The 16,126-nt window shown below is 36.3% G+C and carries 18 protein-coding genes; 14 read left to right on the top strand and 4 right to left on the bottom strand.

Features of this window, described 5'->3' with window-relative positions:
- Positions 1–90: 90 nt before the first annotated feature.
- The 4 genes from BIZ36_RS18370 to BIZ36_RS18360 form a co-directional block, all read right to left on the bottom strand.
- Positions 91–336 carry a DUF6520 family protein gene (locus BIZ36_RS18370; RefSeq protein ID WP_187459354.1) on the bottom strand — a complete coding sequence of 82 codons (246 nt, stop codon included), beginning with the start codon at positions 334–336 and terminating at the stop codon, positions 91–93.
- Between the two features lie 57 nt (positions 337–393).
- Positions 394–843, bottom strand: coding sequence for a MauE/DoxX family redox-associated membrane protein (locus BIZ36_RS21340; protein WP_353616858.1), 450 nt, complete (start codon positions 841–843; stop codon positions 394–396).
- 73 nt (positions 844–916) lie between these two features.
- Positions 917–1,879: a helix-turn-helix domain-containing protein gene (locus BIZ36_RS18365; RefSeq protein ID WP_187459353.1), complete on the bottom strand. Its 963-nt coding sequence runs from the start codon at positions 1,877–1,879 to the stop codon at positions 917–919.
- Between the two features lie 33 nt (positions 1,880–1,912).
- Positions 1,913–2,323 (bottom strand): DUF7793 family protein, encoded by a 411-nt coding sequence (locus BIZ36_RS18360; RefSeq protein WP_187459352.1) that lies wholly within the window; start codon positions 2,321–2,323, stop codon positions 1,913–1,915.
- Between the two features lie 198 nt (positions 2,324–2,521).
- Between BIZ36_RS18360 and BIZ36_RS18355 the strand changes: the two genes are divergently transcribed.
- The 14 genes from BIZ36_RS18355 (at position 2,522) to BIZ36_RS18290 (ending at position 16,104) form a co-directional block, all read left to right on the top strand.
- Positions 2,522–4,933 (top strand): aminotransferase class I/II-fold pyridoxal phosphate-dependent enzyme, encoded by a 2,412-nt coding sequence (locus BIZ36_RS18355; protein ID WP_187459351.1) that lies wholly within the window; start codon positions 2,522–2,524, stop codon positions 4,931–4,933.
- Positions 4,934–4,936: 3 nt separating this feature from the next.
- Positions 4,937–5,776: an RteC domain-containing protein gene (locus BIZ36_RS18350; RefSeq protein WP_187459350.1), complete on the top strand. Its 840-nt coding sequence runs from the start codon at positions 4,937–4,939 to the stop codon at positions 5,774–5,776.
- 281 nt (positions 5,777–6,057) lie between these two features.
- The gene (locus tag BIZ36_RS18345; protein WP_121848553.1) at positions 6,058–6,333 is read left to right on the top strand and encodes a helix-turn-helix domain-containing protein; all 276 of its coding nucleotides are present in this window, start codon (positions 6,058–6,060) and stop codon (positions 6,331–6,333) included.
- Between the two features lie 6 nt (positions 6,334–6,339).
- Positions 6,340–6,879, top strand: coding sequence for a hypothetical protein (locus tag BIZ36_RS18340; RefSeq protein ID WP_187459349.1), 540 nt, complete (start codon positions 6,340–6,342; stop codon positions 6,877–6,879).
- Positions 6,876–7,538, top strand: a complete 663-nt coding sequence (locus tag BIZ36_RS18335) for a P-loop NTPase family protein (RefSeq protein WP_187459348.1) — start codon at positions 6,876–6,878, stop codon at positions 7,536–7,538. Before BIZ36_RS18340 ends, BIZ36_RS18335 begins: the two co-directional genes overlap by 4 nt.
- A gap of 442 nt (positions 7,539–7,980) precedes the next feature.
- A complete protein-coding gene (locus BIZ36_RS18330) occupies positions 7,981–8,268 on the top strand; it encodes a hypothetical protein (RefSeq protein ID WP_121848556.1) in 288 nt (95 codons plus the stop codon).
- Between the two features lie 272 nt (positions 8,269–8,540).
- Positions 8,541–10,961: a TraG family conjugative transposon ATPase gene (locus tag BIZ36_RS18325; RefSeq protein WP_187459347.1), complete on the top strand. Its 2,421-nt coding sequence runs from the start codon at positions 8,541–8,543 to the stop codon at positions 10,959–10,961.
- Positions 10,948–11,550, top strand: a complete 603-nt coding sequence (locus tag BIZ36_RS18320) for a conjugal transfer protein (protein WP_121848559.1) — start codon at positions 10,948–10,950, stop codon at positions 11,548–11,550. The genes BIZ36_RS18325 and BIZ36_RS18320 overlap by 14 nt, the downstream gene beginning before the upstream one ends.
- Before the next feature lie 12 nt (positions 11,551–11,562).
- Positions 11,563–12,381 carry a hypothetical protein gene (locus BIZ36_RS18315; RefSeq protein ID WP_121848560.1) on the top strand — a complete coding sequence of 273 codons (819 nt, stop codon included), beginning with the start codon at positions 11,563–11,565 and terminating at the stop codon, positions 12,379–12,381.
- A gap of 106 nt (positions 12,382–12,487) precedes the next feature.
- Positions 12,488–13,018, top strand: coding sequence for a hypothetical protein (locus BIZ36_RS18310; protein WP_222937460.1), 531 nt, complete (start codon positions 12,488–12,490; stop codon positions 13,016–13,018).
- Between the two features lie 25 nt (positions 13,019–13,043).
- Entirely contained in the window at positions 13,044–13,988 is a 945-nt protein-coding gene (traM, locus tag BIZ36_RS18305; protein ID WP_187459346.1) for a conjugative transposon protein TraM, read from the top strand.
- A gap of 16 nt (positions 13,989–14,004) precedes the next feature.
- A complete protein-coding gene (locus BIZ36_RS18300) occupies positions 14,005–14,805 on the top strand; it encodes a DUF4138 domain-containing protein (protein ID WP_187459345.1) in 801 nt (266 codons plus the stop codon).
- Between the two features lie 371 nt (positions 14,806–15,176).
- Positions 15,177–15,692 carry a hypothetical protein gene (locus tag BIZ36_RS18295; protein ID WP_187459344.1) on the top strand — a complete coding sequence of 172 codons (516 nt, stop codon included), beginning with the start codon at positions 15,177–15,179 and terminating at the stop codon, positions 15,690–15,692.
- A gap of 181 nt (positions 15,693–15,873) precedes the next feature.
- Complete coding sequence (locus BIZ36_RS18290; RefSeq protein WP_121848565.1) at positions 15,874–16,104, top strand: BRCT domain-containing protein; 231 nt, start codon at positions 15,874–15,876, stop codon at positions 16,102–16,104.
- Positions 16,105–16,126: the final 22 nt, after the last annotated feature.

The following is a 16,126-nucleotide window of genomic DNA, read 5'->3' as shown; positions in this document are numbered from 1 at the left end:
CGAGATTTGTCAAATTCAATGCAGTTGATTTGAATTAGCGAAGAAAGGTGCCTTTGTTAGGGGCACCTTTCTATTACAGTAAGCAAATGCTTATGGTTTACTCAGCGCAGTGCTTGAAAAACTGGGTGAAGAGTACAACTGATGCCCTAAGTAGGTGCATTGGTTATCTCCCCCTTGATAGCAAGCTTCTTCAACCATAATCGGCTGCCAATCTTGATTGAGAGGTTTGTAATAAGCCTCTCTATCAGCCGTAGGAGATGCTTCAGCAAAGGCGAGTCCCATAGCTAATAAAATGGCAAATGCCGGAAGAACGGGTTTTAAAAAACGATTTTTCATGGATTTGTGTATTAAATAATGATGCCTACTCTTGAAGGTTTTCGGCTTCCCCTATTACTACGTAGTACGATAATTGTGTCTATTTTTATTCAAAACCTTCAGGAGGTAAAGGCCAAGGATTAACTGAAGTATGAAACCCATATTCATTAAGAGGTGCCCATTCCAACTCAAAGATGAGATGATACCCCCACAAGAACATGGGATGGAATTACTAAATTCTAAAACATAAAGGATGTAAACCGTATATAAAGAGAGCAATACCAAGCTAGAATAGATAGCTAAATACGTAGTTGCTCTAAACAGCCATAAACAGGCTATGGTTAATTCAATCGCTGGAATTGTAATGGAGATGAAGTGATTATAGGGAGCGAGTAGGGGAAATCGCACCAATTGAGCTTCAAATTCCATTAGATAAATAAATTTACTGACCGCCGTATAGGTGAAAAGAAAAATAAAGAAGGCTCTTGTTAGTAAGAGAACTTTTCGGGAAATTTGTTTAGTGCCCATATCTTTTGGATTGATATGGTGAATTTCGGAAGCCTGATTTACTTGAAAAGGATATTTATGTAGCCCTGAGGGATTATGTAGCTTCCTCCCTTTTCATTTTTGCCCGGTAATAGCGGGGGGAATCCCCATACCTTTCCTTAAATGCCCAAGAGAAATGTGGGAAACTTTTGAAGCCTACCATTTTACCGATAGTTTTGAACGGTAACTGAGTATATTGCACCATGGTCTTTGCTTTGCGAAGACGCTCCCTTACCAAAAATTTGTGCACTGTAGTGCCATATAGTTCCTTAAAACCATATTTTAACTTGAATTCATTGGTCCCTAATTGATGAGCCAAATCCTTCAAATGGGGAGGGTCCATTTCAAGGTTATTAAGAATCATATCCTTTCCTTGTCTAATTTTTCTAATATCATCATAACTCAACCGAACCTTTGACTTTTTAGGTTCTTTCATGCTCCCTTTCGATGGGAGTTGGTAGTCTTTTTTATCCAAACCAGTATTTTTTCCCATTGTAGTTTGAATGACGTTAACTAGGACGCTCAAATCCCCCGAATCGGGATTTACAAATGAAGTTACGTAACATCGATTTGGAATGGTGAGGTTCTCATGGGTGATAAATCTAAGTTCCATAATCGTATCATAGACCTTGCGTTTACAAAAGGTTTTCCATTTGTTCTTCCAAATATCTTTGGATTTATCGCAAAGAAGATCTTCAAATGGTTTCTGTACCATGGTATTGCATAACCTTGATAGCACACTGCAAGCCTTTTGATTAACCATCTGTATTCTTCCGGATTGATCCAGCAAAAAGCTCATCTGAATTAGATGGGTGGTTGTATTTTGATTATTTACAAAACCTTGATGATAAAAGGATTCCTGTATTTCTTCTGCAAGCATATTTAGAACAATGGACAAGGCTTCCACATTGTCATTTGCGCTAGAAGTTCTCACTCTATAAAAGAAATTTCCGCTGGCCATTTCCATAAGCATATGCTGAATTTCCTGTAATCTTTTATCCGATCTATATGGTGACATTTTTTTTAGTTTAAAGACATTTTCGTAATCTATCTAAATAATAAACAATCCCAGTAACACTAGGAAGCTAAGAAATCGCTGTAGAAATCCAATGGCTTTTTCCTTTTGATAAAAAGATGCGGTCGGAATAGAAGAATGGTTGGTGCGAATGTAAAATTGAATCATGGCGTCCGTTACTGGGGAATCAATCATAAATGCCAATGCCTTCACCAAGGTTGAACCTTCCAAGGCAAGATAATCTCGAGCCGGCTTATCTATTTTTCTCAGCTGTCGAATATCGCATAAAATGGGATAGGATTGTTCCTCTTGAAAGGCAATCCTGTCCTTTACGATTTGAACTGCAGCTGTTCGGTTAATAGCTATACCGGGCTTATAGGCAATATGGACTATATTTTTCTCGATACTATAAACAGCATATTCATTTTCAAAAAAAATTCGCATCATGGTTAGAAAACTGGTAATCAAAGTTGAAATTACAAAAATATGATGATTGAAAATTTTGATTAGACCTTTAAGGCCCTACATATAAGGGAAATTTATACGTAAGAAGGATTAAAACATACGTTAAAAGGATTAATATATCTGTGGTATCTAATTATTCCTACGATTCAAAGTACATTTTATGATAAATCATATCATATCATGGCAAAAATCAGACACAATAACTTTTTAGACACCGTACACGAGCTGATGACGAACGCTTCTCGAGAAGGGGTATTGCATCTATACGCTGAAGGCGAACATTTAACCGGAAGACATATCTCAGTAGAGGGAAAATCGCTCTTGCATTTCGGAACGACCGGATATCTTGGATTAGAACAAGACCAGCGATTGAAGTCTGCGGCTATGTCAGCCATTGAGAATTATGGCACCCAATTCCCCTTATCCAAATCCTACATTTCCCATCCATTATATGAACAGTTGGAATTCCATTTGAATCAAATGTATGGATATCCCATAGTGGTAACTAAAAATAGCACTTTGGGACATCTTGGGGTCATTCCGAGTATTGTCGGTACGAACGATGCGATCATTTTAGATCATCAGGTTCACTGGAGCGTTCAGTCCGCATGCCGACTTCTGAAGTCACAAGGGGTCGCTTTGGATATGATTAGGCATAATCATTTACAAATGTTGGAAGACCGAATCAAGTTTCATTCAAAAAGGAGAAAAATTTGGTATATGGCCGATGGCATTTATTCAATGTTTGGGGATTACGCCCCAGTAATTCAATTAATGGAATTGACAAAAAAATATCCCCAATTGCATTTGTATTTTGATGATGTACATGGGATGAGTTGGATTGGAAAAAACGGAACAGGATACGTTTTAGATCAGTTAAAGGAATTGTCCGATCAACTTTTGGTATTTGGTACATTGAGCAAAACCTTTGGAGCAAGTGGAGCGGTACTCATATGTCCAAACGAGACTCTACATCAAAAAGTTAAGACTTTTGGTGGGCCCCTAACCTTTTCGGCTCAGTTGGAACCATCAGCTGTGGGGGCGGCCATTGCTTCGGCCAAGATTCATCTTTCAAAGGAAATATATCAATTGCAGGCGGAATTATGGACTCGTATTCAGTATTTTAATGATCTATTGAAGTTAAGGGAAGTGGTGGTTATTGACGACAATAACTCTCCCGTTTTCTATGTGGGCACGGGTACGCCTGAAACGGGATATAAATTGGTTCGACGTTTAATGGACGACGGTTTTTATACGAACTTGGGAATGTTTCCAGCCGTTCCCGTTAAAAATACAGGTATCCGTATTACTATATCTCGACATAACCAGCTCGATGATATCAAAGCCTTGGCCGAAGCTTTAGAGCATCATTATCCGAAGGCTTTGCAAGAAACGGTCACATCCACCGATAGAATTAAAAGAGCCTTTGGAATCCATTCCTCATCGAATCCAAGCTTTAAAAATGACAGCAAATTACTTGTAAAGGTGTACCAAACTATTGAGAAGGTTGATAAAGAATTATGGGATTCCAATTTGGGTAGGAACGGTTTGTTTAATTGGGATGGGCTGTTATGGCTTGAGAAAAACTTTAAGAATAACTCGGCGATAGAAAACAATTGGCAGTTTCAATATATCATCATTCAGGATTCCGAGGGTATTCCTGTTCTTCTAACCTTTATGACTATTTCTTTATGGAAGGATGATATGCTTTCACCAGAAAATGTGTCCCAGGAATTGGAGGCAAAAAGAAAAGGAAATCCATATTACATGACATCAAAAGTGCTTTCAATGGGATCCTTATTTACAGAGGGAAAGCATATTTTTTTAAATGAAAAGCATCCGCTATATAAAAAGGCCTTGCACTTATTTATTTTAGCTATAGAAAAAATGGAAGGTGATACAGGGGCCCAAATGGTGGTTTTTCGTGATTTTGGCAAAGAAAATCGCCTTCAGAGCTTCCTTTTTAACCAAGGGTATATGAAGATAAGAATGCCAGATACCTGTTCGCTGCCATTACCGTTAGGAATTACCGCAGAAAGTCATATTGCTCAACTCTCGCCCAGAAACAGAAGGCATTTTCGAAAAGAGATTTTACCCTATGAGGCGGAATTCCAAATTGAAATTTTACAGAACGTCAACTCGGCGGAGCGGGAACATTTGTATAAGCTCTATCTCAATGTTCAAAAAAATAATTTAGGTTTAAATACTTTTCCATTGCCCATAAGTATGTTGGCCCAAATGGCTTCCAACCCTAATTGGGAATTCATAATACTACGATTGAAAAGCGAATCAGGAATGCCCTTAATTGGCGTGATGTTCTGTTATATCAACACATTAGGTAAATATATTCCTGCCTTTGTTGGAATGGATTATCGCTACAATTCCAGTTATCACCTTTACCGTCAACTACTCTATCAGGCTATCAAACGAGCTATCGCTTTGGACTTGCATAAGATTGATTTTGGTATGACAGCGTCCTTTGAAAAAAGAAAACTGGGCGCACACATTCATGAAGCCTATGCATTTTTACAGACTCGTGATAATTATAAGTTGGAATTTTTAGGTCTTATGGAAGGACAAAATAAAAGTTGATGGATGAAATACCTAAAGTTGCTATCGGTCTTTGAGTCGCATTTGGACGCCTTGGAAGGAGGGAAGGGAGATGTTCTTTTCAAGGCCGAAAAAGGCATTGTATTGGTAGAGAAAAGCATTCGGCAACTTCAAAAAGAAATAACTGGCAAACCTTTTGCCACCCCTGAGGATGAGATCTATTTCTTTAAGCATATCAAACCTCAAATCTTTAGTAAGCTAATTTATTATGTGAAGTTATTTAATATAGAAAGCAAGAGACCTCGGGGTAATGACGCAGCGCAAATCAAATACCTTCAAAATCAAATTGATAAACTTCAAGCATTTTTCAATGATAACTTAGAATTTTATAATTATTACCGACGGGGTGCCATGTCATTGGACGAACAGTATTTTATAAGGGGAAACCGCGATCTAAGACTACCTCTGGAATCATTTCATTTTTTAATTGATGATCAATTTTCTACGTGCCATGACGGTACTGTTTCCACCATAATGGCATACGATATGCTCATTGTATACCTTAAAAAGGAGATTGATGATTTAAATATTAACCTTGAAACTCAAAAATCCATTGCAATGGAAAAACCATCAAAATTATTCTGGACTGGAAGTAAAACAGATCTTATAGAACTTATATACGCCCTTCATGCCAGTCAATCGATTAATGGTGGTACCGTAGACATAAAGGAAATGGCTTCTCATTTTGAACATTTTTATAATATCGACCTTGGCAACTATTACCACACCTTTATTGAAATTCGATCACGAAAAACCACTAGAACACGGTTTTTAGAGAAATTGATCGATGCTCTTCAACATCGTATGGATTCCTTGGATGAATGAATGAATCGCTACCCCAAGTTGGGTGCCAACTTGGGCTTTTGACAAATTCCAATCATAAATGACTAAAGTTTCTTTTCAGAGGGTGTCATAGTATAAATCGTGTCCTGAATAAGGGCATTTGAGCGATTAGCAGTGAAACAATAATCTTCCCCAAGGTGGGACATATCTTGGGAAAGATTATTAAAATCCTTTTACATCTTTACCAAACGAAAGTCAAATCTCAAAAGAGACCATGGCAGAATTGAATTTTGCCTTTGGTCTCTTTATTAAAATCAAATGTTATGGGAGAAAGAATTGTTACTACTGATGATCTGTATGAATTTAAAATGAACCTCTTGGAAGAAATTAAACAATTGTTTCAAAATCAGGGTAAAATGGAAAAAAAATGGATCCGGTCGAACGAGGTACGGCAATTATTGGGTATATCCCCAGGGACCTTGCAGAACTTACGTATTAACGGCACTTTACCTTATACTAAAATTGGAGGGGTACTCTATTATGAATATCATGAAATAATGCAAGTATTAGAACGAAACAAAATTCACAACCATATCTAAATTATTTTGGGGGAAATTAATTACATCACCCATCTGAATGCGGTATTTGAGCATTTTTCAAAAGATAAGAGGTTGAATGCGACTCATATCAGCCTGTATGTTGCGTTATTTCAGCTTTGGAACCATAATTTTTTTAAACAGGAATTTTACATCAATCGTGAAGAAGTTATGGCTATTTCCAAAATCGGTTCCAAATCCACCTATCATCGTTGTATTAAAGAGCTTAATTATTGGAAGTATTTAAATTATTACCCATCGCACAATCCATTTAAAGGCAGTCGCATTATGATGTTCGAATTTGGTACAAGTACTGAACAAGCTGTGGACCAAAACGGTACCAAAAATGGGACAAGTACTGGACAAGTAGTGGTACCTATAATAAAACAAATACAAACTATAGAAACTAATAAAAACAAGGTCCAAAAAAAGAATTTAAGGAATTCAGAATCGGTCGAAAATAAAAACTACGGCAAGAACTATCCCAGTGTTCCCTATAGAGACCACTTGAAAATTTCTGATGAAAAAAATTATGATGAGCCTTTATGAATTTTAAGGCGCCACATATCATTACAGAAGGTGTTAAACAATACCAATTGGGGGTTCTTAAAGGCAAAGAAATTAGATATGATTTTGAAAAAATCTTGGTTTACCTCAATGCTAAAGGGCAATTGATGTTCGGTAAAGATTTTAAAATTTACAAAGAAGACCGGGATATACTTTACAAATTATGTCTCTATTTTATCCAAGATAAAGAACGTTGTCATCAGTTGGATATTGATATCAGGAAAGGAATACTACTATCTGGACCTGTTGGATGCGGTAAAACCAGCCTGATGAAATTGTTGAAGCATATTGTTCCACATCAGCGGTCGTATGCGGTCATCCCTAGCCGAAATATTGTTTTTGCCTTCAACCATCTAGGTTATAAAATCATCGGGGATTACGGAGACCAAAGACTCTATTGTTTTGATGATTTAGGAATTGAGCCCCTGGGAGTGCATTTTGGGCAGCAATGTAATGTGTTAGGGGAAATTTTGCTTTCACGCCACGAGCTCTTTGTCAATAAAAACTACAAAACACACGCTACTACCAACTTAAACGCAAAAGAGCTGGAAGAACGTTATGGCAGCCGCGTGCGGTCTCGAATGCGTGAACTCTTTAACTTAGTAGCCTTTAACAAAAAGACTTCTGATAAGAGAAAATAAGTCAAATGCTAATGCGATTGATTGAAACCTATAGAATTATAACTTTTCTGCAGTAGGGCCGGCATGATTTACTTTTAGAATTCTCACAATTGATATTCCCTACAAAAGGTGCTATACACACTGCGACATTTGTATAATACACTGCTTTGCCATTTAATATTTGGATCGTACGAGCTTTCCAATTTAAATAGCAACACAGTGATGTTAAAACCCGGTCAATTAGGATAATTTCCCTAAAACCTTCCCAGGTGTAAATTTCAAATCACCACTTATCAACATGCATGGCTGATTTATCATTTTATTTAAGGTCATTTAACTACTTTTTTTAAGAATTATTACTTTAAAAAATTTTATTCACAAATAACTGATAATCAATATTTTAATACTTTAATTTGATAATTTTAGCGTGTCAATAATTCTTAATCTTTTAAGTATTTTGGATATGAAAAAATTGCATTTTTCCGTATTGCTATCATTATTAATTTCTCATGCTCTTTTGGCACAGATTGGAGGTATCGAGGATTCGGTAAACGAAATATCAGATACCATTCGAACTATTTTTCCCATCATCTTGGGAGTCATATTTCTAGTTGGTTTTTTATTCAATGCCGGACATTTTTTTGGAGAGAACGCTGATCTCAAAAAGGGTATCACCCGTGTACTAATTTTTGTACTGATTGCTGGGGCTGTAGTAGGTATTTTCACGTATCTCATCGGTATAGTCGTATAACATGAAGAAGTTTGAGATATATAGAAACATCCGTAAAAGTGCGCTCATATTCGGATTACCGATTTCCTCTTTTGCTCTAATGATGATTTCGGTAATAGGGTCCCTCCTGGCCATCATATTTTCGTTTGGTTTCATTATTATCCTATCCTTGGTTTTTTGGAACATTCTGTTCTATGCGATTCTAATCTATTTAGTAAGTCGACCGAATCTGACGCTGCAACACGAACCATTTCCTCCATCTATCAGTAATAAAAAAATAGGTCTTAGTAGCTATGAAGAAAATTAACCTCCAATCTTCTCACCCCATATTGGATATCCAGGACCACATGGTTTTTGCTAGTAATGGCAATGTATTACTATGTTATGAAGCCCAATTACCAGAGGTGTATTCCCTATCGGAATCTGACTTTGATGAACTGCACAGTACTTGGTTTCAAGCATTGAAAACTCTACCCCCAGGAACCGTAGTGCATAAACAAGATATTTATCAAAATCTGGGTTATGAGGGTTCCAATCTTCCCAATAAGTCCTTTTTGGAGAAGGCAACAAGGAATTATTTTAGAGGGCGTAGGTATTTAGCGCATAGAAGTTACCTCTACTTTTTATTGCCATTGGACAAGACCCTTAAGGCATCAAAATATGTGAATCCTTTCAAAAAATCAGAAAAAGGGTTGCACAGAAAAATGGACCTCCAAGTAGCTGAATTTGTAACTGCAGTGAATGATGTTATCTCCTTTATTAACAATAGTCGAAAGCTACTATTGAAACCTATGAGTATGTCCCAATTTATGGGAATGACTAATGACTATTTCAATGGTTTTAATCATGATTTAGATACCGATATAGTTTTGGGTAAGAAAAGCATTGAAATAGGAGAGCATTACTTCGATATGATGGTTATCAACAATGAGGGTTGTTTTGGGGGACCTGTTCAGAGTTCGAAAACAAACGAAAAATTCACCTCCGACGAATTTACTTTCCACCAAGGTTTTATCGATGGCTTGGGATTAGACATTAAAGAAAACCATATGGTTAACCAGGTCCTATACCTGGATGACAAACAAAAATGGCGTAAACTTTTGGAGAAGAAAATAGAAGAATTAACCAAAAGCTCCAATTTTGGAACTCAAAATAAAGTGGTCCTTAAGAAAGTTCAACGCATCATGGACCGTATCAATGAAGATGACACCTCGCGAATAATCAGGGGACATCTGAACATCATCTTCTGGCATGCCGAGTCCGAAGAACTTAAACGAATTGCTTCTAATATTAAGGCAGAGTTGAAAGAGTTAGACATCGTTCCTTATTATCCGAAGGGGGAGCACCGCAAGCACTACTTTCTTAATTCGTATCCCTGCCACGCCTCTAATTTTTCGAATGAGGACCTCTATGTCACCGATCTAAAACATGCACTTTGTCTATTTATCAACCATACCAATTATCTATCCGATCCACAGGGAATCATTTTCAATGAGCGGCAGTATAATGTACCCGTATTAAAGGATGTTTGGGATGAAAATAAGGTTCGAATTAAGGCACGGAACTTTGCCATTTTTGCCCCGACTGGGGAAGGAAAGTCGTTTTTGGCAAACAATATACTCAGGCAGTACTTTGAGCAAAACGTTCGACTGGTTATTATCGATTTGGGAGGTTCCTATACTAAATTCGCTAAACTTTATCCCGAACAGCACATTATTCTTCGGTATGAACAGGGTAAAAATTTAGGAATTAATCCATTTTACATCTCCGGTCAGGCAGACCTTACCCCAGAACGGTTGGAAGACCTGTCAGTGTTTATAATGGAACTATTGGCGCAAAATACGGTTTCAAAAGCACAAGAGGTAGCCATGAAGAAAGTCTTGCTCTTCTATTATGAAAATGTACTTACTGGGCACTCTCTGGCTTCTTTATATCAATTTGTTGATGAACGAAAAACAACACTTCTTGATTTATTAGGGATAAAAGAAATGCATTTTAGCGTTTATGATTTTTTACACATCCTATCGGAATATGTTAATGGGGGCATCTATAGTTACTTGTTTCATATAGAACAAGATCAGACCTATAAAATTGAGGACAAACGGCTTATCATTTTTGAGTTGGATGAAGTAAAGGATAATAAGGAAATATTGTCCGTAATGCTGAAGCTCATCAAATCTGCCATCCAACGCACCATTTGGAGGAATAGGTCGGAACGAGGTATTATTTTGTTTGATGAATTTGCCAAACAACTCAAGTTGGGAAACGTTTTGGAAAGCGTTGAATTTTACTATCAAGCCATCCGTAAACAAAATGGTGCTATTGGTATCATATTACAATCCATCAATCAATTACCTGTTAATTCTACGTCTGCAAGTATTCTTGAAAATACTCAAGTAATCTATAGCCTTCGAAATGAAAAGGGTTACGATGAATTGAAAAATAGGCTTCATCTCTCCAACCATGATTTGAATCAATTGAAATCCATTCGGAACCATTTGACAGGGGAACGAAAGTATACCGAGATATTTATCAAAATAGGTAAACAGAGCAATATCTATCGTTTGGAAGTACCGCCCGAAGTATATGCTGCTTATTTAACCGATGGAAAGGAAAGTGAGGCCATTATGAAACTCTATCAAAAATCCAATAGTATGGAATCAGCAATACGAGAGTTTATTGACATTCAACATAGATCCTATGAAAACGATTAAAAAAAAACAAATAAAAAGGCCATTGGTCATCCTGTCTTTAATACTTGTGACCATGCTAAATTCAGAAAAGGCACGGAGTCAAGGCATGCCGGTTTACGATAATACCAACTTTATCAGTTTGGTAAAGCAATTAGTTGAATCTGGCAAACAAACTTCCAATTTGATGAAAACGGTTAGTTTCCTAAAACAGCAAAAAGAAAATTTAGAAAAAGTTAATGATGTCATCAAACAATTGAATGCAGTAAAAGAACTATACAATAATAACCAACGCCTTTACGAACTGGTTCAAAAGGATTTACGTGAAATTTTAAATTCCCCTTATATCAAAGCCAATGAGGTAGAAAGGGTGACCAAATCCTTTAATGACATTATTGATAATTCGGTAGCCTCATTGGAATATATTGATCAAATTCTATCCAGTGATAACCTGAAAATGTCCGATGGAGAACGAACAGCTATTTTAAAGAAAAAAGAGTTGGAATCCAAAGAAATGGTGATAGAGATAGAGGCCAAAACGCAAAGATATAGGGATATCATATCCTTCCGTAGAATGCAGGATATAATTAACAATCGCCTAGCACATTATTAAAAGAGGGTAGGGATGGGATTGGAATATGTCGATACGGTTTTCCAAACGATTAAGAATAGTGACTTTGCCCAATATACCATGACAGGAATGAAGGCCCTGGCCATTCTATTCTTTTTGGTAAATATTATCAAAAAATATAATGAGGGGATGGTTTCTGTTGAAGGTCAAACGTGGGGTCTAACACCTCAGGAACTTTTAAAGAATTTTGTGGTAGTGATCTTAGTCCTATTCTCCTCCCAAGTTTTAGAAACTTTTGACGGTATTCTAGTGGCAATAGAAGGCCAATATAGGAATACGGCCCCTGCGCTTCTTCCTTTACAGTTACAAGAGGTAGACCTGGAACAGGAAGTAGGCGCGTTGGAGGCCGCCAAAAAAGCGATGGCCATTCTATATGAAGCCTTGGTCACTCCCTTGTATGGTTTGAAAATGTTAGCTTTCATAGGGGGAGTCATTTTATGGCTATTGGATCTTTTTATCTACCCCATTTTTCTTGCAGAGCGATTTTTCCTTTTAGGTATTCTACAGGCATTTTTCCCCTTGGTCATCAGCATGGCTGTTTTTGAGAAGTTTCGGAATATGGCCTACCATTTTTTTAAACTGTATGCCGGAGTCTACATGTTAGTCCCAGCCTTCTTTTTGGTCAACGTATTTATCAACCATTTATATAATGAGATGACTCAACATTTTTGGAATCGTCTTTTTGGGACAGATTGGGGAAGTGCATTTTTTGCGCCCTTGATAGATGTGGCAACCATAGGTTTTATAGTGTTGATAAAATTCAAGCTCTACCGCAAAGCAATTTCTTTTACCCTTAAACTATTCTCGGCATAATATGAAGACACCTTTTAGGAACATTTATAATATTCTCAAGCTGAATCGATTCATTGTTCTGTCTTGCGTGATAGGAGCGTCCTCGACCTGCATCTTTTCCATTTTAATGGTCCTGAAGTTACATAAGGAGACTGTGGACAGGGCTTTTGTAGTGAATACGGAGGGGAATGTTATTCCCTTGAAAATGGTTTCTCAAAAAGAGAATTTGGAGGTGGAGGCACTGGCACATTTACAGTTGTTCCATAATTATTTCTACGGTCTGGACGCTTCTAATTACCAACAAAAACTGGAAAAGGCACTATGGTTAGGGAATAGTTCGGTAGATGAGCTATACCGTCAAAAAAAGGCGGAAGGATTCTATAATCGATTGTTACAATATTCCTTAGTTCAAAAAACGAGTCGAATAGAATCTCAAATTGATTTGAAGGAGGAACCTTATTCCTTTAGGACCCGAATAGTATTGGAAATAAATCGAGGTAAGGTTACAGATGCCTATGAATTGATTACCTCAGGTAAGCTGATACATGTAGATAGAAACTTTCCCAACAATACCCATGGGTTGTTAATCACCGAGTTTTTTGAGAAATCCCTGAGGAAACTAGAAAAAAATTACACTGAAGAACTTAATTCTAGGTAGTCATGAAAACTAAAAAGATAAGGTTATGATGAGATTGGACAAGAAACGAGTGGTCTTCTACTTAGGATTAGCAACAGTGTTGTTGTTCATAGGGGGGTATTATTATAGCAACGTTAAGAATGAAGGTAAAGAGATGAGCAATTCAACTGAAGTTTTGACTCCTAAATTAGTCGATGAACAGAAACAATATGAATCTAAATTAGAAGCTATTGAGGAATTAAAAGAACCTCGCATAAAAAATGTTCCTTCATTATATCCGGAACATATGGTAGATGAAAAGGGCTACATCAATCCAGACTACATACAATACGAGAAGCATCGCCTTATAGATAGTATTTATAACCAAAGCCTATTCCAAAGTGAAAGAAAAATAGCAACGGATACCAATTCCAGTATTTTGTTGAGAAAGAAAAACGATACTATGATTCAAAATACACCATCTAACAATAATTCGAAAGATATTAATGTAGCGGGTCAAGAATTGGGTCTAGAACATCAACTGTTTTTCTCCTCTAATCCCAGGATCCTTGTTGAGAAGGGATTATCAAACGACACTGAAAAAATTATAGTTCGAGTAGACGGTAACCAAAAAATTCGAAAAAACTATCGTCTGAAAATGCGCTTGGTCAAAGATGCAATTATTGACGGCGAAATCGTAGAGAAAAATACACCCATTTATGGTTTCATAAGTTTTAAGCCTAATAGAGTCATAGTTGATATAAATAAGATTAATCATCGCTCCGTCGAATTAAAGGCCTATGACTTTCAGGATGGAAGTGAGGGAATTTATGTTGAAAATCAAATAAAGGAGGAGGTTACCAATGAGATTATAGGTGATATGGTTGATGATTTTAATATTGCTGGTGTCCCGCCAGTTAACAGTTTGAAGAAAGTATTTCAACGAAACCATCGGGCTATTAAAGTACTTGTCCTAGATAACTATCAATTTTTATTGGGTCCTTCTCGATAATGACTAAAATCATTCTATGAAAAATTATATTTTATTGTCAATGGTCTTTTTTTGGATAAGTAAGGGGTTTGCCCAAAAAGAACTAGATACACTTTACGCCAATGAGAACCAAATACTTACGCTCTTTTTTCCAAGTCCAATCCGTCAGGCTATTACTGGCCATTCTCGCTTTATCTTCACCTATAATCGTGAAAGAGAACAATATTTTGGTACACTCCAATCATTTCCGGGCCCCCTGAGTAATTTATTGGTGGTCACAAAAGATGGTAGTGTGTATTCCTATTACTTAAAGTACTCTAAAGAATTAACTTTGTTGAATTACTTTTTTACAGAGAATGAAAGAATTGGGCATGAGGAAGGAATTTCCCCATTAATTAAAAATGGAGACGTAAACGACAAAGGACCTTTAGATGCTACTTACTATGGTCGCGCATCAGAATATTTATTGAGTTTGGCCCAACAATCAATAGCTATTAACCGAATGAATGGAATTAAGTTACAGTTGGAGAAAATTGTCTACAATGGACCAGACGTTTATCTCGTTTGTGAGTTCTCAAATAATTCCAATATACCTTTTGAAATTAACGATATTAGGGTATCGATTATAAATGGTAATAAAAAGAAAAGCGCTTCTTTTCAAAAATTAACGAAAGAGATACAATATAGCCACAAGCTTCCGCGCGTATTATTTTCAGGGCAAGCCAGTAGATTTGTTTTGGTATTGAATAAGTTTGTTCCCAATTCAAATGAGAAAATTTCTATTGCCATTAGGGAAGAGAAAGGTAACCGAAAGATAGATTTACTTTATTCCAATTAGGAAATGGTAGCCATTAGCCAAGTGTTTTTTGAACTCGGTAGCACACCTCTACATCCACCAATAATGATTGTAATGAATATGATTACATTGCAAACTCCATTTAATCATTTCCAATAGAATTCCATTGGACATAGAAAAACCCCAGAATTTATGGGGTTGTTCTCGCACCATTTGTCCTTCGTAATGATAACTTTGTTTGAACAACTTTTTAATAAAGCCTTTTCAATACTTAGAAAAAGAATAAGTAAAATCTCTAATTTTCAGGTTTTTAACCATAAATTAGTAGATTATGAAAAATTTAATTTTTACAATTTTTTTGATGATTCTTTTTTCTTCATGTACAGCAGATAGTATTGAAGAAGGAGTCATAGATGATCAGAAAAATCCAAGTTATCAAATTGAAAGCGTTGATCTTTCCAAAGGAAAGAAACGACCCGGGGATAATTAGAATTTCATACTTAGTTAGTTATATATTAGTTGCCTTGTCCGGATTAGTGCTCTATTTGGACAAGGTTTTTTTACATTTTGATATTCAGTTTGGAATGTTACAGAAATTTGAAGCCATAGGGATGGATTTCTCTTTTTATATCTGGTTGATATCTCAAACTATTTCTCCTTTATTGCTACTGACAGCATTGGCCATTCGTTGGTTCAATATCATTCTAATCATTCCATTTTACTGCTACTTTTTACAACTATATTTTGTTTTTAAAGATCATAGGATTGTAGATGATAATTATTTGGAGTGGTATGCTATAGGAAGTTCATTGTTGTCCCTCTTGGTTATCTGGTACTTCCGAAAATTATTGATGATTCGGTTTCAACGCGATATGAAAATAGCCAAGAGTAAAATAAAGTCCTATGGGCAAAAATATTATCATAAATAATTGATTATAAGGCAAATTTTATGTTTTATCTATCTCTATTTTTAGTTTGGAATCACACCCCAAAAGCAATGTCGTGGTAAAGGCTCCTTAAAGTACAGGATTATAAAACATAGTTTGGCGATATTGCAATAGTTTATTATGCGAGACCACAGGTTGTTTACTAATCTATACTTATAAGGTGATGAGGGACAATTATCTAAATGGAAAAAAGATTTTTTTATCAGGAAATTTTGACCCTTGGACGAAAGAAGAATTAAAGGTACGCGGTGCCATTCTCCAAAATCAAATAAATATCAATTTGGATATACTTTTTATCGGAAGTGATTATGAGAAAGGAGATGTTGAATTAGCAAAACAGATGGATGTTATGATCATCAATTCGGATATTTTACTACAACATCTATCTAGTTGAATTAAGTTTAATCTCTTGATAT

The organism is Cytophaga sp. FL35, from assembly GCF_014349235.1.
Lineage (GTDB): Bacteria > Bacteroidota > Bacteroidia > Flavobacteriales > Flavobacteriaceae > Euzebyella.
The sequence above is the reverse complement of the archived record's forward strand: the minus strand, read 5'-3'. Positions and strand labels throughout refer to the sequence as shown.

Coding starts and splice junctions, on each gene's coding strand:
- BIZ36_RS18335 (WP_187459348.1), top strand. CDS start 6,876: ATGAATTTTAAGGCGCCACATATCATTACAGAAGGTGTTAAACAATAC.
- BIZ36_RS18355 (WP_187459351.1), top strand. CDS start 2,522: ATGGCAAAAATCAGACACAATAACTTTTTAGACACCGTACACGAGCTG.
- BIZ36_RS18315 (WP_121848560.1), top strand. CDS start 11,563: ATGGGATTGGAATATGTCGATACGGTTTTCCAAACGATTAAGAATAGT.
- BIZ36_RS18365 (WP_187459353.1), bottom strand. CDS start 1,879: ATGTCACCATATAGATCGGATAAAAGATTACAGGAAATTCAGCATATG.
- BIZ36_RS18350 (WP_187459350.1), top strand. CDS start 4,937: ATGAAATACCTAAAGTTGCTATCGGTCTTTGAGTCGCATTTGGACGCC.
- BIZ36_RS18345 (WP_121848553.1), top strand. CDS start 6,058: ATGGGAGAAAGAATTGTTACTACTGATGATCTGTATGAATTTAAAATG.
- BIZ36_RS18320 (WP_121848559.1), top strand. CDS start 10,948: ATGAAAACGATTAAAAAAAAACAAATAAAAAGGCCATTGGTCATCCTG.
- BIZ36_RS18330 (WP_121848556.1), top strand. CDS start 7,981: ATGAAAAAATTGCATTTTTCCGTATTGCTATCATTATTAATTTCTCAT.
- BIZ36_RS18290 (WP_121848565.1), top strand. CDS start 15,874: ATGAGGGACAATTATCTAAATGGAAAAAAGATTTTTTTATCAGGAAAT.
- BIZ36_RS18325 (WP_187459347.1), top strand. CDS start 8,541: ATGAAGAAAATTAACCTCCAATCTTCTCACCCCATATTGGATATCCAG.
- BIZ36_RS18370 (WP_187459354.1), bottom strand. CDS start 336: ATGAAAAATCGTTTTTTAAAACCCGTTCTTCCGGCATTTGCCATTTTA.
- BIZ36_RS18295 (WP_187459344.1), top strand. CDS start 15,177: ATGATCAGAAAAATCCAAGTTATCAAATTGAAAGCGTTGATCTTTCCA.
- BIZ36_RS21340 (WP_353616858.1), bottom strand. CDS start 843: ATGGGCACTAAACAAATTTCCCGAAAAGTTCTCTTACTAACAAGAGCC.
- traM (WP_187459346.1), top strand. CDS start 13,044: ATGATGAGATTGGACAAGAAACGAGTGGTCTTCTACTTAGGATTAGCA.
- BIZ36_RS18360 (WP_187459352.1), bottom strand. CDS start 2,323: ATGATGCGAATTTTTTTTGAAAATGAATATGCTGTTTATAGTATCGAG.
- BIZ36_RS18300 (WP_187459345.1), top strand. CDS start 14,005: ATGAAAAATTATATTTTATTGTCAATGGTCTTTTTTTGGATAAGTAAG.
- BIZ36_RS18310 (WP_222937460.1), top strand. CDS start 12,488: ATGGTCCTGAAGTTACATAAGGAGACTGTGGACAGGGCTTTTGTAGTG.